Origin of the sequence: Microbulbifer sp. SH-1, from assembly GCF_011326135.1 — a bacterium.
GTDB classification, from domain to species: Bacteria; Pseudomonadota; Gammaproteobacteria; order Pseudomonadales; family Cellvibrionaceae; genus Microbulbifer; species Microbulbifer harenosus.
The window spans coordinates 475,127-500,860 of the sequence record NZ_CP046948.1; the positions used below are offsets into that span (position 1 = coordinate 475,127).

Annotated in this window: 24 protein-coding genes and 1 pseudogene; 18 read left to right on the top strand and 7 right to left on the bottom strand. The window is 57.4% G+C overall.

Features of this window, described 5'->3' with window-relative positions; all coding sequences use genetic code 11:
• Positions 1-37: 37 nt before the first annotated feature.
• A complete protein-coding gene (locus GNX18_RS19740) occupies positions 38-163 on the bottom strand; it encodes a hypothetical protein (protein ID WP_256367356.1) in 126 nt (41 codons plus the stop codon).
• A 65-nt stretch (positions 164-228) separates the two neighbouring features.
• Between GNX18_RS19740 and GNX18_RS02055 the strand changes: the two genes are divergently transcribed.
• Both GNX18_RS02055 and GNX18_RS02060 read left to right on the top strand, forming a co-directional pair.
• Positions 229-861, top strand: coding sequence for a hypothetical protein (locus GNX18_RS02055; protein ID WP_166215132.1), 633 nt, complete (start codon positions 229-231; stop codon positions 859-861).
• Positions 862-1,147: 286 nt separating this feature from the next.
• Positions 1,148-1,774, top strand: coding sequence for a TetR/AcrR family transcriptional regulator (locus tag GNX18_RS02060; protein ID WP_166215134.1), 627 nt, complete (start codon positions 1,148-1,150; stop codon positions 1,772-1,774).
• Positions 1,775-1,811: 37 nt separating this feature from the next.
• Here GNX18_RS02060 and GNX18_RS02065 read toward each other — a convergent pair whose 3' ends face one another.
• Together GNX18_RS02065 and GNX18_RS02070 are read right to left on the bottom strand one after the other, a co-directional pair.
• A complete protein-coding gene (locus tag GNX18_RS02065) occupies positions 1,812-1,958 on the bottom strand; it encodes a hypothetical protein (protein WP_166215136.1) in 147 nt (48 codons plus the stop codon).
• A gap of 80 nt (positions 1,959-2,038) precedes the next feature.
• Positions 2,039-3,529: an NAD(P)/FAD-dependent oxidoreductase gene (locus GNX18_RS02070; protein WP_166215138.1), complete on the bottom strand. Its 1,491-nt coding sequence runs from the start codon at positions 3,527-3,529 to the stop codon at positions 2,039-2,041.
• Positions 3,530-3,718: 189 nt separating this feature from the next.
• Between GNX18_RS02070 and GNX18_RS19800 the strand changes: the two are divergent.
• Positions 3,719-3,874: pseudogene (locus GNX18_RS19800) on the top strand (hypothetical protein); the annotation flags it as partial.
• A gap of 17 nt (positions 3,875-3,891) precedes the next feature.
• The gene (locus tag GNX18_RS19540) at positions 3,892-4,923 is read left to right on the top strand and encodes a saccharopine dehydrogenase family protein (RefSeq protein ID WP_240914166.1); all 1,032 of its coding nucleotides are present in this window, start codon (positions 3,892-3,894) and stop codon (positions 4,921-4,923) included.
• 134 nt (positions 4,924-5,057) lie between these two features.
• Here GNX18_RS19540 and GNX18_RS02085 read toward each other — a convergent pair whose 3' ends face one another.
• Positions 5,058-5,327, bottom strand: a complete 270-nt coding sequence (locus tag GNX18_RS02085) for an alpha/beta fold hydrolase (protein WP_166215144.1) — start codon at positions 5,325-5,327, stop codon at positions 5,058-5,060.
• A 115-nt stretch (positions 5,328-5,442) separates the two neighbouring features.
• On the opposite strand from GNX18_RS02085, the gene GNX18_RS02090 reads away from it, so the two are divergent.
• Genes GNX18_RS02090 through GNX18_RS02100 form a run of 3 tightly spaced genes read left to right on the top strand, consistent with a single transcriptional unit; the run spans position 5,443 to position 7,815 of the window.
• Entirely contained in the window at positions 5,443-6,315 is an 873-nt protein-coding gene (locus GNX18_RS02090; RefSeq protein ID WP_166215146.1) for a hypothetical protein, read from the top strand.
• Positions 6,312-7,307 carry a S9 family peptidase gene (locus tag GNX18_RS02095; RefSeq protein ID WP_166215148.1) on the top strand — a complete coding sequence of 332 codons (996 nt, stop codon included), beginning with the start codon at positions 6,312-6,314 and terminating at the stop codon, positions 7,305-7,307. The genes GNX18_RS02090 and GNX18_RS02095 overlap by 4 nt, the downstream gene beginning before the upstream one ends.
• A gap of 58 nt (positions 7,308-7,365) precedes the next feature.
• Positions 7,366-7,815, top strand: coding sequence for a hypothetical protein (locus tag GNX18_RS02100; RefSeq protein ID WP_166215150.1), 450 nt, complete (start codon positions 7,366-7,368; stop codon positions 7,813-7,815).
• A gap of 531 nt (positions 7,816-8,346) precedes the next feature.
• Here GNX18_RS02100 and GNX18_RS02110 read toward each other — a convergent pair.
• Positions 8,347-10,044 carry a glycosyl hydrolase family 18 protein gene (locus GNX18_RS02110; protein WP_166220291.1) on the bottom strand — a complete coding sequence of 566 codons (1,698 nt, stop codon included), beginning with the start codon at positions 10,042-10,044 and terminating at the stop codon, positions 8,347-8,349.
• Between the two features lie 491 nt (positions 10,045-10,535).
• Between GNX18_RS02110 and earP the strand changes: the two genes are divergently transcribed.
• From earP to GNX18_RS02125, 3 genes are all read left to right on the top strand, one after another.
• A complete protein-coding gene (gene earP, locus GNX18_RS02115) occupies positions 10,536-11,678 on the top strand; it encodes an elongation factor P maturation arginine rhamnosyltransferase EarP (RefSeq protein ID WP_166215152.1) in 1,143 nt (380 codons plus the stop codon).
• A gap of 34 nt (positions 11,679-11,712) precedes the next feature.
• Entirely contained in the window at positions 11,713-12,288 is a 576-nt protein-coding gene (locus GNX18_RS02120) for an elongation factor P (RefSeq protein ID WP_138236495.1), read from the top strand.
• 220 nt (positions 12,289-12,508) lie between these two features.
• Entirely contained in the window at positions 12,509-14,749 is a 2,241-nt protein-coding gene (locus GNX18_RS02125) for an arginine/lysine/ornithine decarboxylase (RefSeq protein WP_166215154.1), read from the top strand.
• Between the two features lie 6 nt (positions 14,750-14,755).
• Here GNX18_RS02125 and GNX18_RS02130 read toward each other — a convergent pair whose 3' ends face one another.
• Positions 14,756-15,856 carry a tetratricopeptide repeat protein gene (locus tag GNX18_RS02130; protein WP_166215156.1) on the bottom strand — a complete coding sequence of 367 codons (1,101 nt, stop codon included), beginning with the start codon at positions 15,854-15,856 and terminating at the stop codon, positions 14,756-14,758.
• Complete coding sequence (locus GNX18_RS02135) at positions 15,849-17,372, bottom strand: adenylate/guanylate cyclase domain-containing protein (RefSeq protein ID WP_166215158.1); 1,524 nt, start codon at positions 17,370-17,372, stop codon at positions 15,849-15,851. The genes GNX18_RS02130 and GNX18_RS02135 overlap by 8 nt, the downstream gene beginning before the upstream one ends.
• 264 nt (positions 17,373-17,636) lie before the next feature.
• Between GNX18_RS02135 and GNX18_RS19545 the strand changes: the two genes are divergently transcribed.
• The 8 genes from GNX18_RS19545 (at position 17,637) to GNX18_RS02175 (ending at position 25,337) form a co-directional block, all read left to right on the top strand.
• On the top strand, positions 17,637-18,173 hold the full coding sequence (locus tag GNX18_RS19545; protein WP_240914168.1) for a ChaB family protein: 537 nt from the start codon (positions 17,637-17,639) through the stop codon (positions 18,171-18,173).
• A gap of 313 nt (positions 18,174-18,486) precedes the next feature.
• Complete coding sequence (locus tag GNX18_RS02145; protein ID WP_166215159.1) at positions 18,487-18,849, top strand: PRC-barrel domain-containing protein; 363 nt, start codon at positions 18,487-18,489, stop codon at positions 18,847-18,849.
• Positions 18,850-18,903: 54 nt separating this feature from the next.
• The gene (locus GNX18_RS02150) at positions 18,904-19,425 is read left to right on the top strand and encodes a transporter substrate-binding domain-containing protein (RefSeq protein WP_166215161.1); all 522 of its coding nucleotides are present in this window, start codon (positions 18,904-18,906) and stop codon (positions 19,423-19,425) included.
• On the top strand, positions 19,422-20,384 hold the full coding sequence (locus GNX18_RS02155; protein WP_166215163.1) for a cation transporter: 963 nt from the start codon (positions 19,422-19,424) through the stop codon (positions 20,382-20,384). The genes GNX18_RS02150 and GNX18_RS02155 overlap by 4 nt, the downstream gene beginning before the upstream one ends.
• Before the next feature lie 480 nt (positions 20,385-20,864).
• The gene (locus tag GNX18_RS02160) at positions 20,865-21,683 is read left to right on the top strand and encodes a hypothetical protein (protein WP_166215165.1); all 819 of its coding nucleotides are present in this window, start codon (positions 20,865-20,867) and stop codon (positions 21,681-21,683) included.
• Positions 21,684-21,742: 59 nt separating this feature from the next.
• Positions 21,743-22,792 (top strand): substrate-binding domain-containing protein, encoded by a 1,050-nt coding sequence (locus tag GNX18_RS02165; protein WP_138236499.1) that lies wholly within the window; start codon positions 21,743-21,745, stop codon positions 22,790-22,792.
• Positions 22,789-24,324: an iron ABC transporter permease gene (locus GNX18_RS02170; protein WP_240914170.1), complete on the top strand. Its 1,536-nt coding sequence runs from the start codon at positions 22,789-22,791 to the stop codon at positions 24,322-24,324. Before GNX18_RS02165 ends, GNX18_RS02170 begins: the two co-directional genes overlap by 4 nt.
• Entirely contained in the window at positions 24,324-25,337 is a 1,014-nt protein-coding gene (locus tag GNX18_RS02175) for an ABC transporter ATP-binding protein (protein WP_138236500.1), read from the top strand. Before GNX18_RS02170 ends, GNX18_RS02175 begins: the two co-directional genes overlap by 1 nt.
• The last annotated feature ends 397 nt before the right edge of the window (positions 25,338-25,734 follow it).

Here is a 25,734-nt window from a genome sequence, read left to right on the forward strand (position 1 = left end):
TAATTGGAGTTTGCAGTTCCCCTCTCACTTTACTCTCTCAAAACACCTGCAGCGGCCCGGAATCAGTGCCTACGTAGGGCTCGCGGTCGCGATTTTCCCCGCTCTGGAAATGGGTATCCTCGGTGGGAACATGGGAGAACGGCATACAATACTGAAAATTCATTAGGGGTAATCCGCCATTTTTGGTATTTTTTCGCTTTCGCACAAACGCATAAGAAGGGATTTTTCATGAAAAGCTTGCAGAAGGCGACCTTGTGGCTGGTATTCGGTTTGATGCTGGGCTGCGTGGTAAGTGGATGTGGTCACGGTGACCGAAATTCAGAAGATATTGTCGATGAAGAAACGGTCGAACAGGATTTTTCCGATGACGAAGAGTTCGTGGATGAAGAGGTTCCAGAGCCGCACCTTGGTGACAACGCCTGTGATCTTGTGAGTCTGGCCGAGGTTTCGACGGTTTTCGGCGGTGAGCCCGCGCGCATCACAGATCGCGTTGACGTCGGTCAAGCAGGGTGGCAGCTGTCTGACGCCACAAGTTGTATCTGGCGGGAATCGCCCGGTGGTGTCATGTCCATCTCGCTACCCGTGTACTATGAATATCCTCGCCCACTTTTTGAGGGTGTGTTTGCCGAGGCCTTGAAAAACGCTGAGGCCATCCCGGGAATTGGAGAAGAGGCTCACCTGACTGTAGATAGCGATTCGCAGATCAACCTGTTTATTTACGATGAGCCAATGTTGCTCATTGTCAAATACGGTGATGACACGAACCTGCCTGCAGCGCGTGTTCGCGATGAATTGATCGCACTTGGCGCAGCGGCTTTCCAGCGCGCAGCGCTGTCTGCCCAGCCTGTGACTTCGCCCTGAGGCATTATTTGTGTGCCTGATTTCCCATGGGCGGCGATCTGCTCCGCGGGCCATAAGATCTGCTGAGCAGTGCTTCACTGGCTGTCGGGGCGGCGGGAAAGGTTGCCTTCGCGACAACCGACTGTCCGTATACTCCCAACCCTATTGTTGAGCGCTGCCCGGTACCGTAGCGCCGCTCGGGCACAAGAGCGAGTAAAAGCTTGATAAGTGGTTTTGGGGACTTGTGCTACAATCGCGCCGGTGAAAACCACGGTATGCATTGCAGCGCATCCTAGGGAGATTTACGGTGGGCAAAACCTCGCGACAAGCAGAGACAATCGATTATTACCAGCCGGAGAAGGGGCGAGCGCTGAATACCTTCAACAGGATTCTGGAAATTTCCCTGGACGTCATCACAAGGGAAGGGGTTGAGGCGCTGAATACCAATCGTATCGCACTCGACTGCGGTATTAATATCTCGACCCTCTACCACTATTTTCCCAATAAGGATTCGATACTTCACGCCCTGTATACTCGGTGGTTCGAGCAATTGAGCACCGTGGCGGAAAAGCACCGTGAAGACCGTCATAAAGCGCATAAGCTCAGGGCGGCCTATACGCGCTATGTACTGGATTTATTGCGTATCGACGGCTTTCCACCCCGGGCCGCGGTGGAATTGGAACGCGCGATAAAAACGCGGAAAAATCTCCTGGCACTGGACAATGACATCGTCGAACGTTCAATCACTGCCTATGCCGAGGATATCCTCGCACATCGGCCCGAGACGGAAGAATCCCGCCTGCCGATACCATCCGCCTTTATGCTGGTCAGTATTTGGGGTGCGATCAGCATCGCGGCGGATATGGACGAATCCGAATACCCGGCCATTGCCGAGCATTGTGCGGAAATGATGGTCGCCCTAATTCGGCAGTGACCTCACCCAACTATCTACCTGGTCGATAACGCGCTCGTCATTTTCCTTCCGCCGGGTAGGTCAACTCTCCGCTGAGTTCGGTGCCGTGCCAAGGGTTGATGAACTTCACTTGGACGATATTGTATAACCTTTCACTGGGCTCCTGCGGGCGGGGAACCAGTTTGAACAGCAGTTCATCGAACATGGAGCTGCAGGATGCCAGTAATCCGGCGAATGGCAAAATAATCCATCTGTATCGACTTTTCCTCACGGTCGCTTCCTCAGTTACTCAAGATTTTTCCAGTCGCTGTTTGATGGTCGTTGCCCCACGCTCAATTCGTTGTCGATCACCGGGGATAGTTCGAGGCTGAGCCAGTCCAGGAGGTAGTTTTGATAGATCTTCCACGGGTGCTTGTTGCCCTGCCTTGGCAGCAGGTGCTTGCCCCGCAAAATATATCCTGCGGACAGCGGCATAATATCCTGCTCGGCGACGGTTGAATCTGGCTGGTTGGGTTTTGCGTAGTGGTAACCCTTTTTGTCCAGGTGCTTGATCAATCGGCAGGCGTAGCGCGCGGTGAGATCGGTTTTCAGGGTCCAACTGGCGTTGCTGTAGCCCATGAATAGGAAAAAGTTGGGAATGCCGGAGAGCATCATGCCCTTGTAACTCGTACAGTCCGATGCCGGGATGTCCCGGCTGTCCACCTGCAGAGTCACGCCACCCAGCGCCTTCAGTTTGAGCCCGGTGGCGACGACGATGATATCGGCTTCAAGGTTTTCGCCGGATGTCAGCAGAATGCCATCGGGTGTGAAGCGCTCGATGTGGCCGGTCACAACAGAGGCCTTTTTCTCCTTGATTGCCAGGAAAAAGTCGCTCTCCGGCACCACGCAGACCCGCTGGTCCCAGGGGTTGTAATGTGGCCTGAAATGTCGGTCGACATCGCAGTGCCCTGCGAGGGCCTCGCGCACGCCATTGATTAATATTGTCGCGGACTGCTCGGGAAAGGCTTTGGCCAGTTGGTAGAGGACGATCGACAATGAGATATGCTTCCACCGCAGTATGCGATGCACCAGCGATTCAGGCAGAAACTTTGATAGCGGGTCTACCCACGGATCCTTTGAGGTGGTGCTTGCCACGTAACCCGGTGATCGCTGCAACATGACCACTTCCTTTGCTTCCTTGGCCAATGCTGGCACCAGAGTAATGGCGGTGGCTCCCGAACCAATTACTACGATGCGTTTGTCACGCCAGTCCAGTGCGGGATCCCAGTCCTGCGTGTGAACGACCGGGCCGGAAAATTTTGCCTCGTTAGTGAAGTCCGGTTTATAGCCACTCTCATAGTCGTAATAGCCCGAACATGAGAAGAGAAAGCGCGCTTCATATATCGTGGACATGTTCTCGCCTGTATCGACATTCACTTGCCACAGGCACTTCTCACTGTGCCAGTTCGCAGCCAGCACTTTGTGCCGATATCGAATGTGCTGTTCCACTCCCACCTCCCTGGCGGTATCGCGAATATAGCGCTTGATATCCTTGCCCTCGGCGATTGCCTTGGGTTCGGACCAGGGTCTGAACGAATACCCGAGTGTGTACATGTCGGAGTCGGAGCGGATTCCGGGGTAGCGAAAAAGGTCCCATGTGCCGCCCAGATCGGAGCGCATTTCCAAGATGGCGAACGTCAGGTTTGGGCATCGGCGGCGCAGGTGACAGGCGGCGCCGATGCCGGAGATTCCGGCGCCGACAATAAGTACGTCGAAATGCAGGGGTGACTGCGTCATCTTGATCATTCCTCTTTAGTGAGCACCACGAGAACGCCGCTCTGAATGCCGTGCGCTAGGATAATCTCCGCTTTGAATTATTATCAAGTAAAAACTTGAAAATAATATTTCCCATCCCTAACATGCAGTTCACTCCAGCGTGAGGAAGGGTAATCTATGAAAATTCTGGCTTTGGGCGGTTGCGGTGATATGGGCAAGGTAGCGGTGCGTGAAATCATCGGCCAGCCGAAGGTATCTGAGGTGGTGATAGCGGATATCGACTTCGTCAAAGCGAAGCTATTCGCGAAATCCCTGGGGCCAAAGGCCAGGGCTATTGAGGTTGATGTGCGCAGCGATCAGTCACTGGCTGCGGCATTGCGAGCTTGCGATATCGTGGTGTCAACGGTTGGGCCTACTATCTGTTCGGTCCCCGTGTACTGTCCGCGGCGATTGATGCCGGTGTTCACTATATCGATATCTGTGACGACCCGGAGCCAACGCTGGAGATGTTGTCGCTGGACGATCAGGCGAAGGCAGCGGGGATCACCGCGATTATCGGCGCAGGGGCGAGTCCGGGGACTTCCAATCTGCTGGCGGCGAAAGCGATGCAGCTACTGCCACAGGCAACGGAGATTTATACCTTCTGGGGAAGTGGTGGCCCCCTGCGCGACGATGAAGGGACCGAGCTCGGAAGCAGTGCCTCCGGGCCGGCGGCGGCCACGCTACACTGGGTCCAGCAGGTATCAGGACAGGTCAAGGTATACAGGAGTGGTGGTATCTGCGAGGTTGAGCCTTTGCAAGCGGTTAAGCTGGAATTTCCGCGCAGAGGCGCTGATCGCTGCCATATCCTGGGCCACCCGGAACCCATCACTCTCCCGCGGACTTACCCCGGTATCAAACAATCCTATAACCTGATGAATATGCCGGGCTACGTCATTTACGCTCTGGAAAAGGCGGCGGCAAGGGTGGTGGAGGGCGATCAGCAGTCGATCTACGATGCCAGTGTCGAGTTGACACGCATGCTATCCGATAACGGGCAGGGGTTGGGGGATATTGCCCAGTATTTCGCGCACGGCGCGAAGGACGTACTTCGCAGTTTCTTGCCGTCACTCGGCGCGGTAGCCAGGGGGGCGGGGCGGTATGGGAAGACGAGTCTGGTAGGGGTACATCTGCGGGGCAAGCCCAAGGCGGACGACATGGCGCATTCGACCTGCGTACCCACGGCGATCATTGTCGGGATGCTGTTGGACGGCCAGATTCAACGGCGTGGTGTTATGGCTCCTGAAGCCTGCGTCGATCCTGACGATTTCTTTCTGCGCCTGGCCGATCACATCCATATGGAGCAGGGATTTGATAAAAACAATTACGTCGAGTGCCTGTTGAGCCACACACGGCAGGCCTATCGTCCTCTGTAGGTGTGGAGTACTCCAGTGCAACGGCGCCTGCAGCCTTGGATAAGCAGGGGGGGCGCGCTATTAGCTCACGCCTCTGTGCCTTGTTACCGCGTTCGCCATGCTGTTGGAATTGCTGGAACAGTTGCTCCACGCTGTTATTTTTTGACTCGCTCACTCTTGTTCGAAGAAGGCGTGAATGTGGGCCACAAGGTTCTGGTGCAGTGCTGAGTCGATGCAATCCCGCGCCATGTCGCGCAGAAACCGTTGTGCCAGGCGATACGCTGAGCGCCGAGACCGTGCACCAGAAGCACCGCTGGGTCGGCATCATGACCAAACTGGTCATAGCGCGTGCGTATTGATTGAAGGTCAATAACTGCGCTGCGGTAAAGCTTGTTTGGTTGGGTAGATTCCGTCTGATTGTTCATGCCACACTCTGGTCTACATTTAAATCAAGTATATACTTGATTTAAATGCCTGTTCAATTGTAGATTGACCGTACTGAGTCGCACACCGGTGAAACATCAACAAGGAACGCGTGGCATGTGGAATATTAAGAACAGTAACTGCTCAATTGGCGGTACGGCGTCTTTTCTGATCGTCTTACTTTTGATTGCACCGCTGGCGATATTGCCCGCGAAAACGTTGGCTGAAGGATGGCGCTATGAGTACGACTTCTATCTCGATGGCGATATCGTCGGTACTGTGTCCCGGCAGGTCGATAAGTTAGGCAGCAGTACTGAGGTACAGGAAACGGTTGTATACACTGAGCCTGCTATTGATAAAGATGTCGAAGTGAGCATCTCACGCAGCGAACGCTACGGCCCTTTGGGCCGACTACAGTTGGCGGATACAAAACAGCAACGGGGAAAGGCTGCCTATTGGTCGCGTATCGAATCGGTCGGTGGTGAACTCTGGGCCATCCGTTCGCCGGTGGAAAGCCTGTCCGAAAAGGAAGATGCACAGTTTGTTGGATTTGCCTTCGCAGCTGTTGCGGATGCCGTTCCACTGGTGGGGCAGGTGGTGTCTTACTCCAGTATTTTGCTGGGCGATAGTGAAAACGCCGAGGGCAATAATCGCCTCCCGGACAGCGGCTATGATTCGACTCTGCATTTTTTGCCTGAGTTCTGGCAACTGGCCAGCGAATCGTTGCCGGAACAAGTCAATATCCTCGATATTTCCGGGCACCGGGTCTGGCGTGCGAATGTGGTCGCCGTTGAGAATCTTGGTCGTGCGGGCAGCTGCTACCGCATGGATTCCGATGAACTGGATAGCCTGGAATTCTGCCTGGACACGGGAGAAAACGGGTGGCCGCATTATTCGATGCTGCGCCAGTCCACCGTCAGCGGTAGTTTCGAATTGCGCTTGCGATCGCTTGCGGTCGACAGCGGTGCGGTTTTGGGGAGTGAAGGATGAAGGCGCGCGTTGCTGCCATAGTACTATTCTTGCTGCTTTGTGGTTGCGGTCTGGGTGCGGAGGACATTACGTTTCACAGCGGCGGGAACCGGCTCGCAGGAATTTTTCTCCCTCCTGACACAAACACCCAACCCTGCGGCGTGATTGTGACCGTGCACGGTGACGGCCCGCTCGATAGGGAGGCCTTTGGCTACTATCCGCTGATCTGGGAATTGTTGCGGGCCCGGGGTTACGCCGTGCTCTCCTGGGATAAACCGGGAATAGGCGGTTCCACCGGCAACTGGCTGCATCAGAGCATGGAAGACCGCCAGCGGGAGGTGTCGGCGGCCATCGAATATATCGAGCGGCGTTTCGCGCCGAATCAGCTGTCAATCGGCCTGTTGGGCTTCAGTCAAGCCGGCTGGGTTGTGCCCGCGGTGGCGAACCAAAACCCCAGTGTGGATTTTGTTATCGGTGTGGGCTTTGCTATCAATTGGATAGAGCAGGGCTGGTATCTGACATTGTCTCGCCTGCAAGGGGAGGGCGCCAGTGAATCCGAAATCGATGAAGCCAGAACACAATATATTGACGATATGGCTTTTTTGGCGACCATGCCGACCTACGAAGCTTATCTGGCCTCAGTGGACGCGGGTGAGAAGCCTATGTCCCGGGATCGCTACGGCTTTGCGCTGAAAAACGTTCAGGCCGACGCGATGGATGACTACCGGCAATTGCACAAGCCCCTGTTAATGTTACTGGGTGAGGACGACCTGAATGTGGATATTGTCGACACCCGGGACAGGCTGGCGGCACTTTCGGCAACCCATCCCAGCTTCCGCACGGTAGTTTTGCCCGCAGCGACGCACTCGCTGCTCAAGAGTCGCCAATTCAACACACAGAGTCCCGGTTTGCTATTTCTTGCCAAGCTCCACCTGTTTGGCGATAGCGCCGTGTCACCGCAGCTGGAGCCGGTTCTAGACGAGTGGTTGTCCGATAGGGTTTGTTCAGGCTGAATTGGTTGCAGTTGCATTGTTCGACTCAGCGTGAGTCCGTCGTTTCTAGGAGAAACCGATGAAAGTTCCACGATTGGCAACTCTCTTTCTTTTTATTTTTCTCACGTTGTCGTCGGCGCTACAGGCTGGTGAGGAGAAAATGACCTGGCGACTGGTCTTATCGCAGACTTCTGGAGGATGTAGCCTGACGCTGTTTGCGGATGGTTCCGGCAAACTTTCCTATGGCGCCGCGCCTTACATGGTTCGCGTTGCCGCGCGTACCTTTGATTATGAATATATTAATCGTTCTGCCCGGTTGCGTGCCCTGCCCAGACGAGCCGATGCCCGCAGTGATATAGAGCCTGCCAGCGTCGTTTTCTACGAGTCCAGTGTGGTGCGGTATCTCAACGATACGCAATGGGTTCGCGGTTTGCTGGAGCAGGGCTGGGAGTCACGCTTGCCGCCCCGCGCGGGCTTGGGTGAGGAAGACGAGCATGCCTCGATAGCGCGGACCTGTGGCTTCCGTTGAGTCGCGGGACTGTTCTGGAGCCGTGTCCGTGCCGAGTGACACCTGTTCTTAATCCGGCAGTCTGAAAACTGTATAGATCGCCGAGTATCTGAAAGGACAGCTGGTTGTTATCCACAACGCCAGTTATGACTGGCCAATCTTGCTGGATCATGTGGGTAGATACCACTTAGTGGCTCCCGAAATTCAAGGTGTGTTTTGTAGCCAGAAAGCTGCTATTCCCTGGGCACAGGCGATGAAATTACCCTGCAGTGATAGAGGACCGTCGTTGGATACATTGACGAAAGCACTCGGCGTCGAAAATCTCAGGGCTGAGGGCAATAGGCTTCATGGATCGGAAAAAGACAGTCGACAAACCGCCGGAGTGGTGGAGGCGTTGAGGCGGTTGTGGGGTAGGACGGCATGAACGACAGCCCTGTATAGTTGTTGGTTCAAGTTTTTGGCAATTTGTGGGTGATGGCTTTCTCACGATATTTGCCGCAACAATCTGCTCTGCGGACCACAAGGCCGCGCAGAGCAGTACTTCAGTTCAACTTACTGATTGCTGTGCATGGCTTCAATCAGTTCGCCATTGCCGGTATCACCACTCAGTTCCCAGAAGAAAGACCCGCCGAGGTCCTGATCTGCGATGTACTGCATCTTGCCGGCGATGGTAGAGGGGGTGTCGTAGCTCCACCAGTTGTTGCCGCAGAACGCGTAGGCGGTGCCGGCGACGAGTCCGGTTGACGGGCAGGTGTTCTTCAAAACCTTGTAGTCCTCGATGCCGGGCTCGTAGGTGCCGGCGGCGGCACCGGTTGCGGAGCCACCCGGGGCAGACTGACTGACGCCGGTCCAGCCGCGGCCATAGAAGCCAATGCCCAGGTTGAGTTTACTGGCCGGTACACCCTTATTCTTCAGTGCCTGAATGGCTCTGTCGGAATAGAAACCGGCATTCGGAATTCCCGGGTAGTCGTACAGGGCCGAATGCGGCGCGGTAGGGCCATCCGCGTCGAATGCGCCGAAGAAGTCGTAGGTCATGACGTTATAGAAATCGACGTACTGCGAGGCGCCGGCGTAATCCGCCGCATCGATCTTACCGCCGGCCGTCCCGTCGGCGGTAATGGCCGCAGTCACCAGTTCATCGCCGAAGCGCGCGCGCATGGCCGCCATGACGTTGGTCAGTGATGAATAGCCGCTGCTGTCGCAGCTGAGACCGCAGGCATTGGGGTATTCCCAGTCGAGGTCGATACCGTCAAACACGCCGTCCCAGCGCGGGTCGTGCAGCAGGTTGTAACAGGAATCCGCGAATGCCTGCGGGTTCTGCGACGCCTGGCCGAAGCCGCCGGACCAGGTCCAGCCACCAAAGGACCACAGCACTTTGATGTGCGGGTACATCTGCTTCAGTTTGCGCAACTGGTTGAAACTGCCGCGCAGTGCGCCGGCATCCCAGGTATCCGCCTGGCCATCCACACTCTCTGCCGCACTGTAGAAACGGTCGTAATCGGCATAGGAATCGCCGATGGTGCACTGGCCGTTCTGCACATTGCCGAAGGCGTAATAGATGTGGGTCAGTTTCTCTGCAGACCCACTGGTGACAATGTTTTTCACATGGTAGTTGCGCTGGTAAACGCCCCACTGAACAAAGTAGCCACCCAGTCGGCTCCCGCCACTGGAGGAGGCGCCACTGGATGAGCTGCTGGACGAGGAGCCGCCGGACGAACCGGATGAGCTGGAACTCGAAGAGCTGGAGGAGCCGCCCGAGCAGTTTCCGTCGTTGCGCCAGACGCCGTATTCGCCGCTCTCGCTCGGATTGTCTCCCTGGGTCCACCACTTGGCGGTGTATTTTGCGCTCGAGTGCTGCACGGCGTTGCCACCGACATAAACTGTTGCCGCATCCCACACCGGTAGACCAGCGCAGCTGGTGGACGATCCGCTGGAGCTTCCGCCGGAAGAGGAGCTGCTGGATGATGAGGAAGAAGATGAAGACGAACTGGACGACGAGCTGCCGGTACAGGTACCCAGATCGGACCAAGCCTCAGTCCATGCCCAGCCTTCACCGGGCGCGTAGGGCCCCCCGACGGTACACCAGCCACCAACCTTGCAGCTGTAGGCCACAGAGTTGTTCTGTACTGTGTCGCCCGTGCTGTAGGTGCTGCCATCCACGTATACCTGCAGGCCGCCACAGTCGTACGCATACACCTGTGCGGCCAACAGGCTGAGCAGCGTTGCCGCCGCCAGCCGTAAACAAGTCATTATTTTCATTGTGATCACCGTTTATTGGTTTGAATTTTCTGGAGTGAAACCGAAAAGGCCAATGGCGGATCAATGCGCAAACCCCACGAATCTCCGCCGCGACCTCACTGCTGCCTTTGTCCCTACTGCTACAGCGAGATTGTTCACACGAATGTGCAAGTCGTTGCGCTGGCCGCCCGGCGGGGTACTGCGGTGATCTCCCCCTATGCCGGGCCAGCGAGAAACAGCGCTGTCATTTAAAATGATAGCGTTGTCATTCGTGTGCAGTTGAAGATACGCCCAATTGTTATTTGATACCAGCGGCAAACTGGGCATATATGCTTAGATTTTCTCAAATGTTGGTGGAAATTCGCGACACTCAATGTTTCCGTAAATTTTTATGCTGAACTCGGCCGGGTGACTCGGCTCGACAATAAGTTGCGAACGGTAAAATCTGGACTGCCCTGCGGCGGCAGCCTATGGTGCTGGCCTTTGGCATCGGGTAGTTATCCATGAGCAACCGTTGGGACATTTTTTGTCGCGTAGTGGACAACTACGGTGACATCGGCGTGACCTGGCGCCTGGCCAGGCAACTGGCCGCCGAGTACGGACTGGTCGTACGCCTGTGGGTGGATGAACCGGCCGCCTTCCTACGCCTGTGCCCTGCTGCTGAAGCGCCGTTGTCCGGGCAGTGCATTGAGGGCGTGGAAGTGCGGCATTGGCCGGTGGTGTTCCCGCCGGTGGAGGTGGCGGACGTGGTTATCGAGGCTTTCGCCTGTCACCTGCCGATGCGCTATGTGGAAGCCATGGCCGCGCGACAACACAAGCCCTTGTGGCTAAACCTGGAGTACCTCAGCGCTGAGGCGTGGGTCACTGGCTGTCATGGACTCCCTTCGCCGCAGGCCGGCGGTTTGCCGAAGTTCTTTTTTTTCCCGGGGTTTGTCGATGGCACCGGCGGTTTGTTGCGCGAGCGCAATCTGCTGGCGCAGCGGCGCGCGTTTCAGGCGGCGCCCGGAGCGCGCGGTGAGTTCCTTGCGCACCTCGGGGTCAGACCGGCGGGCAACACCCGGCTGATATCTCTGTTTGCCTACGAGAATGCGTCGCTGGCAGGTTGGCTGACGGCGCTGGCGGCGGATCGGCAGCCGACACTGTTGCTGGTGCCGCGGGGGCGTATCGAAGGCGAGTTGCAGCGCTGGTTTGGGGCGCAATCGTCGCCGGGACATTGCTGGCGGCGAGGGAACCTGCAGGTGCAATTACTGCCATTTCTCCGTCAGCAGGACTACGACCGGCTGCTGTGGAGTTGCGACGTCAACGCGGTGCGCGGCGAGGACTCGTTTGTGCGGGCACAGTGGGCTGGTCGGCCGCTGCTCTGGCACATCTACCCGCAGGAGGAGGGGGCTCACTGGACCAAACTGGATGCTTTCCTCGACCTGTACTGTAGCGGGCTGTCGCCACAAGCCGGTGCGGCGCAAAAGTCGCTGTGGCATGCCTGGAACGGCCGGGGAAACATGCACACCGCCTGGGTTGCGGCGCAGCCACAAATGGCGGCACTTTCTTCCCGTGCCGAGGGCTGGTGCCGGGAGCAGGCCAAGCGTCCGGATCTTGCGTTGGCACTAGTGCGTTTTCACCGAAATTGGCTATTATGCGCCGCCTGAAAAAGGTATCCCCATCCCTATCCGGATACTCCAAATGAAAACCGCACAAGAAATGAAGGCCAACAGCGTGGCCTTGATCGACGGCCACCCCTGGCTGGTTCAGAAAGCTGAGTTCACCAAGTCCGGCCGCAACAGTGCCATCGTCAAGATGAAACTGAAGAACCTGGTCAACGGTTCCAAAACCGAGACCGTGTACAAGGCCGACGACAAGATGGAACCGGTCATCCTCGATCGCAAGGAAGTGACCCTGTCTTACATCAATGGCGAGGACTACGTCTTCATGGACCCGGAGTTCAACTCATATGAGCTGCGCGCCGAAGACCTGGAAAGCGTCCTGCCGTTTATCGAAGAGGGCATGACCGACATCTGCGAAGCTGTATTCTTCGATGGCAAAGTAATCTCCGTCGATCTGCCGACCACCATCGTTCGCCAGATCACCTACACCGAAAACTCCGCCCGTGGCGACACTTCCGGCAAGGTGATGAAACCCGCCAAGCTGCGCAACGGCACCGAAGTCAAGGTGGCGGATTTTTGCGAAATCGACGACTGGATCGAAATCGATACCCGTGACGGTTCCTACAAAAACCGCACCCAGGCGCCCACGGCCTAACGTCCGTTGCCCTGCAGTCTGGAGCCCGGCCAAGCGCCGGGCTTTTTTGTGGCCCGCCCCCGCGGAACCCGCCAAGGTGCGAGGGATCAACCCCCGCTACAATGTGGGCGGGTTCGCCGAATGCCGCTGGACAGCATCTGTTCGCGGGAATACATTGCCGCGGAAAATACGCGGCCACAAACCACCAACAAGTTCCTTACAACCCATCCGGAGAGAGAGCATGCGCTTCCAGTTCCCCATCATCGTGATCGACGAGGATTTCCGTTCGGAAAACTCCTCCGGGTTCGGTATCCGGTCGCTGGTGACCGCGATCGAGGCCGAGGGGATGGAAGTGCTGGGGGTGACCAGTTACGGGGATCTGACCTCCTTCGTGCAGCAGCAGAGCCGCGCCTCCTGCTACATCCTCTCCATCGACGACGACGAGTTTAGTGAAGCCAACCAGGACGAGACCCTGGCACGGCTGCGCGCGTTTGTGGCGGAGCTGCGCTTCCGCAACTCGGATATCCCGATCTTCCTCTATGGCGAGACGCGCACCTCGCACCACCTGCCGAACGACATCCTGCGGGAGATGCACGGCTTCATTCATATGTTTGAGGACACTCCCGAGTTCATCGCGCGCTACGTGGTGCGCGAGGCCCGCGCCTATCTGGAAAACCTGGCGCCGCCGTTCTTCCGCGCGCTGGTGCACTACGCCTCCGACGGCTCCTACTCCTGGCACTGCCCCGGCCACTCCGGCGGCGTCGCATTCCTGAAGAGCCCGGTGGGGCACATGTTCCACCAGTTCTTTGGCGAGAATATGCTGCGCGCCGACGTGTGTAACGCGGTGGATGAGCTTGGCCAGCTGCTGGACCACACCGGCCCCATTGCTGCCAGTGAGCGCAACGCCGCGCGCATCAGCCACGCAGATCACCTGTTCTTCGTCACCAACGGTACCTCCACATCCAACAAGATTGTGTGGAACTCCACTGTGGCACCGGGTGACATCGTGGTGGTGGACCGCAACTGTCACAAGTCGATCCTGCACTCCATCATCATGACCGGCGCCATCCCGATCTTCCTGATGCCGACGCGCAACAACTTCGGCATCATCGGCCCGATTCCGCGCAGCGAGTTCGACTGGGAGAGCATCCAGAAGAAGATTGCGCAGAACCCGTTCATTACCGACAACGGCGCCAAGCCACGGGTGCTGACCATTACCCAGAGCACCTACGACGGAGTCCTGTACAACGTCGAGGAGATCAAGGAGGCACTGGACGGCAAGATCGATACCCTGCATTTCGACGAGGCCTGGCTGCCACACGCCGCCTTCCACGATTTCTATGGCGACTACCACGCCATCGGCGAAGGCCGTGTGCGCTGCAAGGAGTCGCTGGTGTTCTCCACCCAGAGCACCCACAAACTGCTGGCGGGCATCTCCCAGGCGTCGCAGATCCTGGTGCAGGATTCCGACAGCCGCAAACTGGACCGCGACCTGTTCAACGAGGCCTACCTGATGCACACCTCCACCTCGCCCCAGTACGCGATCATCGCGTCCTGCGATGTGGCGGCGGCAATGATGGAGCCGCCCGGCGGCACCGCGCTGGTAGAGGAGTCCATCACCGAGGCGATGGAATTCCGCCGCGCCATGCGCAAAGTGGATGAGGAGTGGGGCAGCGACTGGTGGTTCAAGGTGTGGGGCCCGGACCATATTGCCGAAGAGGGCATGGGCGAACGCGAGGACTGGATGCTGCGCGCCGGTGACAACTGGCACGGCTTCGGCGATCTGGCCGAGGGCTTCAACATGCTCGACCCGATCAAGGCGACTATTGTTACCCCGGGCCTGGATCTGGACGGCAATTTCGACGACTGGGGCATCCCCGCGGCCATCCTCACCAAGTATCTGTCCGAGCACGGCATCATCGTCGAGAAGTGCGGCCTTTACTCCTTCTTTATCATGTTCACCATCGGCATCACTAAGGGCCGCTGGAATACCCTGGTGACCGAACTGCAGCAGTTCAAGGACTGCTACGACAGCAACAGCCCGCTGTGGCGCTGCATGCCGGAATTCCTGGCGAAGAACAAACACTACGAGGGCTGGGGCCTGCGCGATCTGTGCAACGCGATTCACAATGTGTACGCGCAGCACGACGTGGCCCGGCTGACCACGGAAATGTATCTGAGCAACATGGTGCCGGCGATGCGCCCCGGGGATGCCTGGGCGAAGATGGCGCACCGCGAAGTGGAGCGGGTGGATATCGAGGAGCTGGAAGGCCGCATCACGGCGATGCTGGTGACTCCGTATCCGCCCGGTATTCCACTGCTGATCCCGGGGGAGCGCTTCAACCGCACCATCGTCAATTACCTGCGCTTTGCGCGCACCTTCAACGAGCAGTTCCCCGGCTTTGAAACCGACTGCCACGGTCTGGTGAAGGAAGTGAAAGACGGAAAAGCGCGCTACTGCGTGGATTGTGTCAAGGACTGAAGGCCGTCAGGGTGAAGTGCCTGCGGGCGCCGACAGGGCCCGCAGGTTTTCCAGTACTTTCTCCGCGCGGGCAATATTGCCCAGCAATTCGACGTTGTCCGGGTCCAGCGCATTGGCCTCGCGCCACACCTGCAGGGCCCGCTCGATCTCGCCCTGGCTGTACAGGTGATTGCCGCGGGTGAGGGCGGTGTCGACGCGGGTATTCAGCTGCATCCGGAAGCGCGATTGCAGCGGCAGCAGTTGCGGGTGCTGCGGCGAGTGTTGCTGCAGCCAGTTCAGTTGTTGGCGGGCACTGGGCAGGTCGCCGCTCTCCAGCGCACGTTGCAGTTCCGCGACATGGTTCTCGTCCGGTTTTTGCTGTGGGGCTCTGGCGGGGCGCGGGCTGGCCCGGCGCAAGTGACGATTGGCGGCAGCCAGATCCTGTTCGAGGCTTTGGCGCAGTACGTCATCCTGTTGCAGGTCGTCGCCGTACAATCCGCGAGCGATCGTCAAGGCTTTCCGCGCCAGTGCAATATCTTCCGGTTTTTCTCTCAACAGTGCCTTTTGTGCAGACTCCTGCAGTGCTCCGGCCGACGCGCGCCGTTGGCGATCGTAATTCTTCAGTTCCAGCCATGTCAGGGCACCGGGCTCTTTGAGCTGCTGCAGGCGCCGGTAGGCCTCGGCATCTTTCAGCAGCTGCTCGCCGCGGTGAATCTCAAGCTCCATACGCACGCGCGCTTCGTGTAATTGCCGCCGCGCCGCCAACTGCTGCTGAGCACTCTCTATTGCCGCGCTGTGGGGCAGCACGCGTGCGGCGCTCTGCAAAACCTGTTTGGCCGCGCGCCAGTCGTCCTTCTTTTCCAACCGGTTTGCGGTGCGAATGGTGTCGCGCTCGAACTGTTGCAGATTGCGTCGCACCCTCTGGATATGTTGTCGCTGGGCCGGGGTTGCGTCGTCCAGTTTCTGCAGTTCCCCCAGCTCGGTTACCTGCTGGCGGATTTCCTGCAGCGTTCCGGGTGGAAAACCTTCCAGTGACTGGGGAGCCTGCACCAGGCTGCAGGCCGGCAGCAGCGGCAACAAAAGCAGCCACGGAAGAGCGCGCAGAAATGTTAACCGGCGATCACGCATGATCGGCCGCTCGCAGATTTTGCTGCACGGTTTTGCTGTTCAGAACCATGCGCAGATTGGTTGCGAGCTGCGGCCGCGCGTCGCCGTGGATATCCTGCACCGAGTAGATCTGCACTGGTGCGGATTTGCCGCGGATCGGCAGCGTTTGCCCGGCCTGCGCGACGATGCGCGGCTGCAACAGCGTAAACAGCTGCTTGCGGATAATGATCTGGTCCGGCTCCGCCTCGCAGCACAGACGGGACGCGAGATTGACCGCGTCGCCCACCACCGTGTACTCCATGCGTTCGTCGGAGCCGAGGTTGCCGGCGAGCATCGCGCCGCAGTTGATACCGATGCGGAAATGGACTTCGGGCCGGCCGTCGGCCCGGCGCTGTTCATTGAGCTGCGCTGCCAGTTGCTGGATCAATACCGCACAGCTGACGGCATTGAACGCGTGGTCGGTATCGTCCTCGAGTACGCCGAACACCAGCATCGCGCAGTCGCCGATAAATTTATCGACGACGCCGCCATACAAGGTGCAGGCGCGCGAAATATAGGAAAAGTACTCGTTCAGCAGCTCCGAGACCTGCTGCGGCTCCAGCTTTTCCGACATGGCGGTAAAACCGGTGATGTCGGCGAACAGTACTGTCGCCTCGATCGGTCGATCCACCAGCCGGACCTCGTCCAGATTGGCCAGCACCTTGTCGGCCACACTTTTCGACACATAGCGGGAAAAGACCTGCTCGACCTGGGACTTTTTCAGCAGTCCGGCGGCCATATTGTTGAATCCTTCGAACAGAAAACCGATCTCGTCGTTGCGCCGCTGGTCGATGCGGATCGCCAGGTCACCGCGGCCAATGGCCTGGGTGGCCTCCATCAGGTGGTGGATGGGCAGCGACAGGCGCCGACTCAGCCAGTAGGCCAGCAGGGAGGCCAGTACTGTCATGGCCAGGGTGGCGTAGATGATCGCATCGCGGGCATTAAGCGCCGCCCGGTCCATCTGGGAGGCGGACAGGGTTACCACCACTGAGCCGACCCGCACATCCTGATAGGTGGCTGGGGCAACAAAGCTTATCAACCGCTCCGAAGACCCGTCTGCCGCACGCCGGAACCAGGGAAGTGCCGCAACCTTGCCAGAGCTCACAAGTGGCGAGGCAATATCGGGCTGGAGACCGGTTGCCGACAGCAATTGGCCATCATGGGCGTAAATCCCCGCGCCGAGGATCTTCTCATCCTGGCCGAGATTGGTAGTGAGCATCCGCAGGTTCAGGTTGTTTTCCGACAGGATCGGTTCACTGGCCAGTTTCGCCAGCTGCAGCGCCATGGTATTGCCGAAATCATGCAACTGGGCTCGCATCAGTTGATTCTGGTTATTGCTGATAAACATACCCAGGCTCGTCATCCCGAGTACCAATAGCAGGGTCATGACCAGCGCCAGTTTGAAGGCAATGGGAATGTGGCGCGGTAGCAGCCGAGCAAGGCGCACTTGTAGACCATCAGCGATGTGCCGCAAGGTGGCTTTGGTCTTGGTGGTCAACGGTGATACTCCATCGGCGGCATTATGAGCTGGGGGGGGGTGAATAGGTAGGGGACTATATCAGTTATTGGATCAGTTATTGAGCACCACCTGAGCAGTTCTTGCCTTGGTCGTGTGTCGCATCACCTGGAGGGGGGGGGAAGATCTTTGATCCGACGCCCCAGCGGAGTCGGTGTTGATTTCCGAACCCGCAATGTGCGCCAGCATCTCTTGTAATGTGCAGATGATGCAAAACACCGCGAAGCGTATTTCCGCGGAATACCTGTGGATGAACCTTGGCTACTTGCTCAACTCTCGCCACCGGAAAACTGTGACACTAAAAAACATGGTGGTCGCGACGAACATCCTGCGGGTGCGGGCGGAATAAAAGTCTCCTTGGTCACGCATAAAATTTCTGGCGTCGCGGCGGGGTGTTGTCTGCAACAAATTGCAGATGAGTTTGCAATTTTTCGGCGCGCTATACAAAGAGGGCGGTTCTGTCCACGCTCGTTCAAACGTAATGCAAACTGCCGGAGATATATCCGCTACAGTCAGGGGTGCCCGCGAGTTGCCGTTAAAAGCCAGACCCGCCAACTATGGAGGCTTGTTATGCCGTATAAGTCCATCGACGACCTGCCGAAGAATGTCCGCAATCCCTTGCCGAAACACGCACAGGAAATCTACAAGAGTGCCTATAACAGTGCATATGAGCAACACAAGAGCGAAAGCGATAAGGAAGAGCGTGCAGCAAAGATCGCTTGGAGTGCTGTGAAAGAAAAATATGAAAAAGGCGATGACGACAAGTGGCACAAAAAAGACTGAATTAGGCGCTGATACAAAAAATCCTTTGTCCTGATTATGTGTGATGGGAGTCATAAATCGCTGCGTAATGTTCCACAGCTGTCTGTGTGAATTGCTGGTGCTCGCAATGGTAATCATGAATTGATGGTTGCTTTAAAAGCTGTGAGCATCCGGAATTCTATGATCGGTTTTTTATTTAGAAAAAATGTCCGAAAAAAATAGGTCCGAGAAAATATGTATTCCTATACTCTGGGGGTTGTACCTGAGGTTTAATCAAAGGGGCCGCTTGTATAGCGTAAACGTACTATTTTTATTTTTTATAGGGAATATTGTCATGGCTAATCATACATTGCTTTCTGCTTCATCTCTGGAAGGTGATCAGGTCAAGAATCGTCAAGGCGAGGATCTTGGCGAAATTAAAGAGATCATGATTGATACTGAAACCCATAGCGTCGCCTACTACGTTCTTTCATTTGGTGGTGTTATGGGTATTGGCGATGATCTGTTCGCAATTCCTCCAGAAGCAATGCGCGTGGATACGGCGGAGAAGTGCTTCATTTTGAATGTTGATAAGAAGCTATTAAAAAGTGCTGAAGGTTTTGATAAAAACAATTGGCCAGATTTGACCGATCCCAAGTTCCGTCAAGATCTCTATGGTCATTACGGAATTTCCCAATCTGCGCAACAGCGTCACTGAGCAGTAATTGCCCCTCTCTGTCGAGAGGGGGTATCAACAATATGGTGGCGATAAATGTCTTTTAGCATCCTAAAAGGTTGGGGGATCGTTACTTTTTTTAGACTGCTTTCCTTCCTGTTGTTTTTTTCATTTTTCGCCGCCTGCGATCAAATTCCCAAAGATCCTCACGATACGCTTGAAAAGGTTCTGCGCGACAAGAGGATCAGGGTCGGTGTGATACACAATCCACCCTGGACCGACATCCGCTCTGATGTGCCGCGGGGGTTGGAGATTGAGTTGGTACAGCAATTCGCCTCGGAGTTGGGGGCGTCACCGAAGTGGAGCATTGTAGATGTGGATTCCGCCATGCAACAGTTGCAGCGCGGAGAACTGGATATCGTGGTCGGCGGTCTACTCAAATCGTCACCCTATCGCGAAGTGGGATTCACCCGCCCTTATGTCGAGTTCACACCTGAGGAGGGTGAGCAGCGAGCACAGGTCATGGCTGTCCGTCGCGGTGAGAACCGCTGGCTGGTGACTCTGGAGCGATTTCTCAAAGGTGCGTCCTTCAGAATTCAACCGGGGCCAACCTCATGAGACTGGCACCGGAACACGAATTTTCCACTACGCAGGAAAAGTATCTTGGCCGTGCGGTGTGCCTGGAGTGGCTGACTCTCGCTTATCTACTGAGTGTCGCGGTGTTGATGTATCTGGTGATGGGAACCTCCCAAGCGATGCGCACAGCGTGGATTGAAGATTTGCTCAGTATGATTCCGCCGGTGGTATTCCTGATCGCCAACCGCGTGCGCAAACGGAAACCCGATAATCACTTTCCCTACGGACTCCACTCTGCGACATCGCTCGGGTACCTGGTGGCGGCGCTGGCGCTGCTTATTGTTGGTGGCTATCTCGCAGTGGATGCCCTGCTAAAACTGTTGCAACAGCATCACCCCACCATCGGCTTGCAGTCGTACTTTGGTGTGGATATCTGGCTCGGCTGGTGGATGCTGCCAGTGCTGGTATGGGCTGTAATACCGCCGGTGATTCTCGGGCATGCCAAGGCAAAACTGGCAAAGCCACTTTACGACAAGATTCTCTATACCGATGCTGAGATGAATAAGGCCGATTGGCAAACCGGTGTGGCGGCTATGGTGGGCGTAATTGGTATTGGTGTCGGCTTGTGGTGGACGGATGCGGCGGCTGCGCTGTTTATTTCGGTAAGCATCCTGAAAGATGGCTTGCGTCAGACATCGGACGCACTGAATGGTTTGCTGAGTCGTGCCCCAAAAGAGCTGGGCGGTAAATTTAGCGATACGCCGGAGAAGATCCAGCGAGAGCTGGCGAAAATGGAATGGGCGGAATCGGTGCAGGTACGACTTCGCGAAGAAGGGCATCTCTTTTTCGGCGAGGGCTTTTATTGCAGCCGCTCCGGCTGCGCACCGACCGACGACGATTTGCGCCGTGCCTGCGAGATCGCCGTAGCGCTGGACTGGCGGCTGCTGGACTTTGTGCTGACACCGCTTCCTCGCGAGGCCAAGAGTGGTCAAGCGGAATAGCGGTGAGCCCGGATTGCCTGGCAATAAACGTTCATAGATATCCTTATATGAGGAAATTCATTACAACAGCTGCGGGGTACCTTTGCCTCGAACTTGCTTGACATTTTCGTTTTCATCAGGACGGCGCTGAATCACCTGCCTGATGATGGCGTGGTTCTCGATACCATATTGGTGCCTGTCTACCCCGGTACTGAAGATGTGATTCCCACCTGTTGTCGCTCGTCGTAAAGAGGAAAAGGGTGAAATGCCCGTCCCGGGCTGGTAGCATCCTGCCGCAATAGAGAAGGTGGATAGATTATCGTTTCCGCCAGTACTCGCAGTAACACAACCCCATTGATCTGATTTTCCGGCCGCGCTCGCCAGTGTTCTGATCTGCCAACAGGGCCCAGGCCCGTAAGATGAAGGACGAAGAGGTGATTGCGCTTTATCTTCGCTTTGATAATGAATATCATTTGCGGGGATCAGATATCAGGAGTGACCATGCAATCTCTAAACATCGTACGGAAGCACCGCGGCCTGGGCTTCGCTTTTGGCCTTTTTGCCCTGCTGACAGCCGGTCAGGTTTCCGCCAATGGCGCCATTGGCGACCATGTGAATGACCTTAAGGCTCATATCAGCTCCTATAGCGAGGAGGTGAACTGGCTGGTGAGCAAGTTCGACGAGGTGGTCGATACCTACGAGAAGAAAGGGCAGAAGGGTACCGATACCAAGGTCATGGTGGAGTACTGGGAAGAGGTAGACTTCCATTCCGCGATCGAAACCAATTATGTCCCGGTCTATGCCAATATCTGGCAGGGCATTTTCGGGGTGAAGCAGGCGATTGAAGCCGGTGCCCCCGTCGCCAAGGTGCGTGAAGAGCAGGCCAAACTGAACCAGGCACTGTGGCAGGGACTGGGTGCGGTGAAGCTTGCCGCCCAGTTCCAGGAGAAAGGTCTGCTGGCCAAGGTGCAAACCACTGAAGCCGAGCCCACCACCATGCCGGAGACCCTCGACGACATCAAGCATCGCCTGGATCGCGTGGTGGCCAAGTATGCGGAAAAGTTGCCGGAAGCGGCGACTTCCATCGTGCACGACACCTATCTGCACCGCTTTGAAGGTGTCGAGGGCGCGCTGATCGAGCAGGACGCGGCATTGGTCGAGGATCTGGAAAAAGACTTCAACGTGACCCTGCCCCAGGCACTGGATGGCAAAACCAGCGTTGATGACGTACGCAAGGTGGTAGAAGCCATGCAGGTGAAGCTGGACAAGGCCAAGAGCCTGCTGCTGGAAGCAGAAAAGAAACGTAAAGACGTCTTCTAAGGTTCCGCCGGCATCGGTATGTTGCCGGCTCCGCTCTTTATTTTCAGTAAGGAATCATCGTGCAGCGCAGAGCTTTTTTGCATAGCCTGGCTGCGGTTGGCGCGCTGGGTTGTCTGCCGGCAGCCCGCGCACTGGCTGCGAGCCCCATGGCCAATTCCGGGGAAGGTGCCGTCTCCGTCGATCAATTGCCGAAGCTGGAAGGTGACCTCACCCTGTATCTCGGGCGCGGGGAGGGTGGGCTTTACGAGAATGTTCTCGAAGCCATCAAGAAGCGCAATCCCAAGCTGAATCTGCAGATCCGTCGCGGTGTTACCGCCGCGCTGGCGAATACGATTGTGGCCGAAGCCAAGGCCGGAGTGCGCCGTGCTGACGTGTTCTGGGCGGTAGATTCCGGCGCTATTGGCCTGGTCGCGGATGCCGGCCTGGCGCGCTCCCTACCTTCAGATCTGATCGCGCAGCTGAAACCCGGCTTCCGCTATCCGCAGTGGGCACCGGTTACCGGCCGCATCCGCACCGTGCCCTACAATACCGAGCGTCTGACCGCGGAGCAGATCCCCGACAGCATTATGGCGCTGGCGGACAGCAACCTGAGCATCGGCTGGGCGCCGGCTTATGCCGCGTTTCAGTCTTTCGTTACTGCCATGCGCCTGCTGGAAGGCGACAAGGCGACGGGCGAGTGGCTGCGGGCGGTTAATCAACGCGCCAAAAACTACGCCGGTGAGCTGGGCGTGGTGATGGGCGTTGAGCGTGGTGAAGTGGACGTCGGCCTTGCCAACCACTACTACACCTTGCGTCTGAAAAGCGGAAAACCCGACGCTAACGTGGATCTTGCGTTCACCAGAAACGATGCCGGATGCCTGGTGAATGCGGGCGGAATCCTGGCGCTCAGTGAGGGCGATCTGCCGATCAATTTCATCCGCTACCTGCTGTCCCGCGAAGTGCAGTCTTACCTCGCCTCCGAGGCCTATGAAATTCCGCTGGTCAGCGGTGTAAAGCCGCCGGAAGGTCTGGTGCCCCTGAGCAGTATTTCCCCGCCCAAAGTGGATCTCACCCAGCTGGCTGACCTGCGTCCGACACTCAACCTCATGCGCAGTGTTGGCGTTCTATGACGCCAGGGTCTCTGCTGCGCTGGCCGGTGTCCTATCCGCTGGCACTGATCGTTGCGTTGATGGCGCTGGTGCCGGTGGGGGTGCTGTTCGGGCTTGCCTCCGATGATGTGCAACTGTTCGATGCCCACAACCTGAAGGTTCTGACCAACACCCTGCTGTTGATGGTGTTCACGGTGCTTGGGGCAATCCTGATCGGGGTGCCACTGGCGCTGCTGACCGCCTATGCGCAGATGCCGGGCCGCCGGCTGTGGCTGATTTTGCTCGCCGCGCCGCTGGCGATTCCCAGTTACATCGGTGCCTTCACGCTCTATGCGGCATTTGGCCGCGGCGGTGAGATTGAAAACCTGCTGGGCCTGCCGGTACCCGCAATGGATGGGCTGATGGGCGCCACTATCGTGATGATCCTGTATTCCTATCCGTTTGTGATGCTCACCACCCGGGCATCCCTGCTCAGCCTGGATGCCAGCCTGGTGAACGCCGCCCGCACCTTGGGAATGAGCCTTGGGGCGAGTCTGTGGCGGGTGGTTCTGCCCCGCGTCGTTACCGGTATCGCCGCCGGCGGCTTGCTGGTGGCCCTGTATACGCTGTCGGATTTTGGTACTCCGGCGATCATGCGTCTGGATACGTTCACCCGGGTGATCTTCGTTGAATACAACGCGTTTGGTCTCAGCCAGGCGGCAATGCTGTCACTGCAACTGCTGGTGATTGTCGGTCTGGTGCTGTTTCTGGAATCCCGCGTGCGCGGCAGCCGCGAACGGCCGGGGCGCCACCTCACCCTCTGGCCCGGGCGCGGCCAGCAGTTTGCCATTGTGCTTTCGGTGGTGCCGATCCTGATGCTCGCGATTGCGCTGCCGCTGGCGGTGTTCGGGATCTGGCTGGTACGCGAGGGTAGCGAAGGATTTGAATTCAGTTACGCATGGAACTCAGCACACGCTTCTTTTTTGGCGGCGATATTTGCGGTAATTCTTGCCATTCCGGTGGCCCATGCGGCTATTGCGGGCCGCGCCGGGCGCCTGATGGAGCGTATGACCTATTTCGGTTTTGGCGTGCCGGGTATTGTGATGGGTACGGCGCTGGTGTACGTCGGTCTGCAGTTGCCGTTCCTGTACCAGACGTTGGGACTGTTGGTGCTCGCCTACGTGCTGCGTTTTCTGCCGCTGGCGGTGGGTTCAGTGCGCTCCACAGCCGAGGGGCTGGACCCGAGCCTGGTAAAGGCCGCGCGCGTGCTGGGCGCCAGCCCCCGCGAGGCCTTCCAGCGGGTGACTCTGCCGCTTACGGTGCGCGGAATGGTCGCCGGCGCGGCGCTGGTGTTCCTGGAGGCCATGCGTGAACTGCCTGCAACGCTGATGCTCGGTCCCACGGGATTCGAAACTCTGGCCACTTACTTGTGGCGGGTATATGAAGCGGGGTATTTTGGCCGCGCTGCGATTCCCGGCTTACTGCTGGTTCTGATGTCCGCCCTGGGGCTTGCGCTGATGTTGTCCGGTGAGCGCCGGGCTGAAATTGATGTTACTGAGACTCCCCAATCCTGATGCTGAAGGTTAGTAATCTGTCGGTACATTACGGCGCGACTGCCGTCGTAAAAAATCTCAATCTGGCCTTGGCGGAAGACGAAGTGCTGATGCTGGTTGGCCCCACAGGCTGTGGCAAGACCACGATCCTGCAGGCGCTGGCTGGGCTGATTCCCATTTCCAGTGGAGAGATCGAGCTGGGTGCGTGGCGCGCGAGCGCCACCCGGATCGTGCCGCCGGAAAAACGCAATGTGGGCATGGTGTTTCAGGATTTCGCGCTCTTCCCGCATCTCACGGTTGAGCAGAATGTCTGCTTCCGCCTCACCGATACGACACTTGCGGATCACTGGCTGAATCTGCTGGGGCTCGACAGCTTCCGTCATGCCAAACCCGCGCGGCTGTCCGGCGGGCAGAAACAGCGGGTGGCGCTCGCACGCACCCTGGCCCACCAGCCGGCATTCGTGCTGCTGGATGAGCCGCTGTCAAACCTGGACGCAGCGCTCAAAGACAACCTGCGCTGGGAGATCCGCGAGGCACTGAAGGCAGCCGGCGTGCCCGCCATCTGGGTGACTCACGATCAGGAAGAGGCGCTGTCGGTCGGGGATCGCGTTGGTATTCTCAAAGGGGGAGTGCTGGAGCAGCTGGACACGCCGGAGATTTGCTTTGCGGAGCCCGCGAGCCGTTTTGTGGCCGGATTTCTTGGGGAGGCAAGTTTCCTGCCTGGTGAACTGCGCGCGCACCAGGTATCCACCGCACTCGGTCCGGCGCCGGGGATCCCCATCGATACCAGCGAAGGCCCTGTGGACCTGTTGTTGCGTCCAGACGACCTCTCGCTGGTGCCATCGTCGATCGGTAACGGTGTCATTGACTGGGTCCGCTATGAGGGCTGCTCCCGACTTTATGCGGTGACCGTGGAAGGCGGCGCCCAGCTGCGGGTGAGAACCAGTCACGAAGTACACGGCAAGCCCGGTGACCGCGTACAGATGGCGATTACCACGACACACCCGCTGGCGGCTTTTTCCCGCACAGGCTGAACCTTCCCCTGATCCATTCGCGGTGAGTAATCCGGCGCGAAGCGCCTGTGGCGGGCCGCGGATTTTGCTGGCCAATTGGTCAGCCAATGCGCCGCGCTGGGGCGCGCCCGCTATAACCCGCTCTCATACTGTGCAACTCTCCCTTCACCGCCACTTCTCCTGCTTCTAGCGCCAAATTCAGTAGCCAGGAAGGGCTACACCAAAAAGCTTTCCACAGCGGGTGAAGAACGAATGTGGTGTTTCAGTTACATCGGAAATTTGTCAAGATTGATTTGAAGTTAATTGCAACCATCTGATTTACAAGGAAAAAATCATTTTGGTTAAAATTTCTTCACATTGTTGTCACGACGAAGTAATGGGGCCTGGCGGCGTTTTCCCGTTGGTTGCTCACAGACAT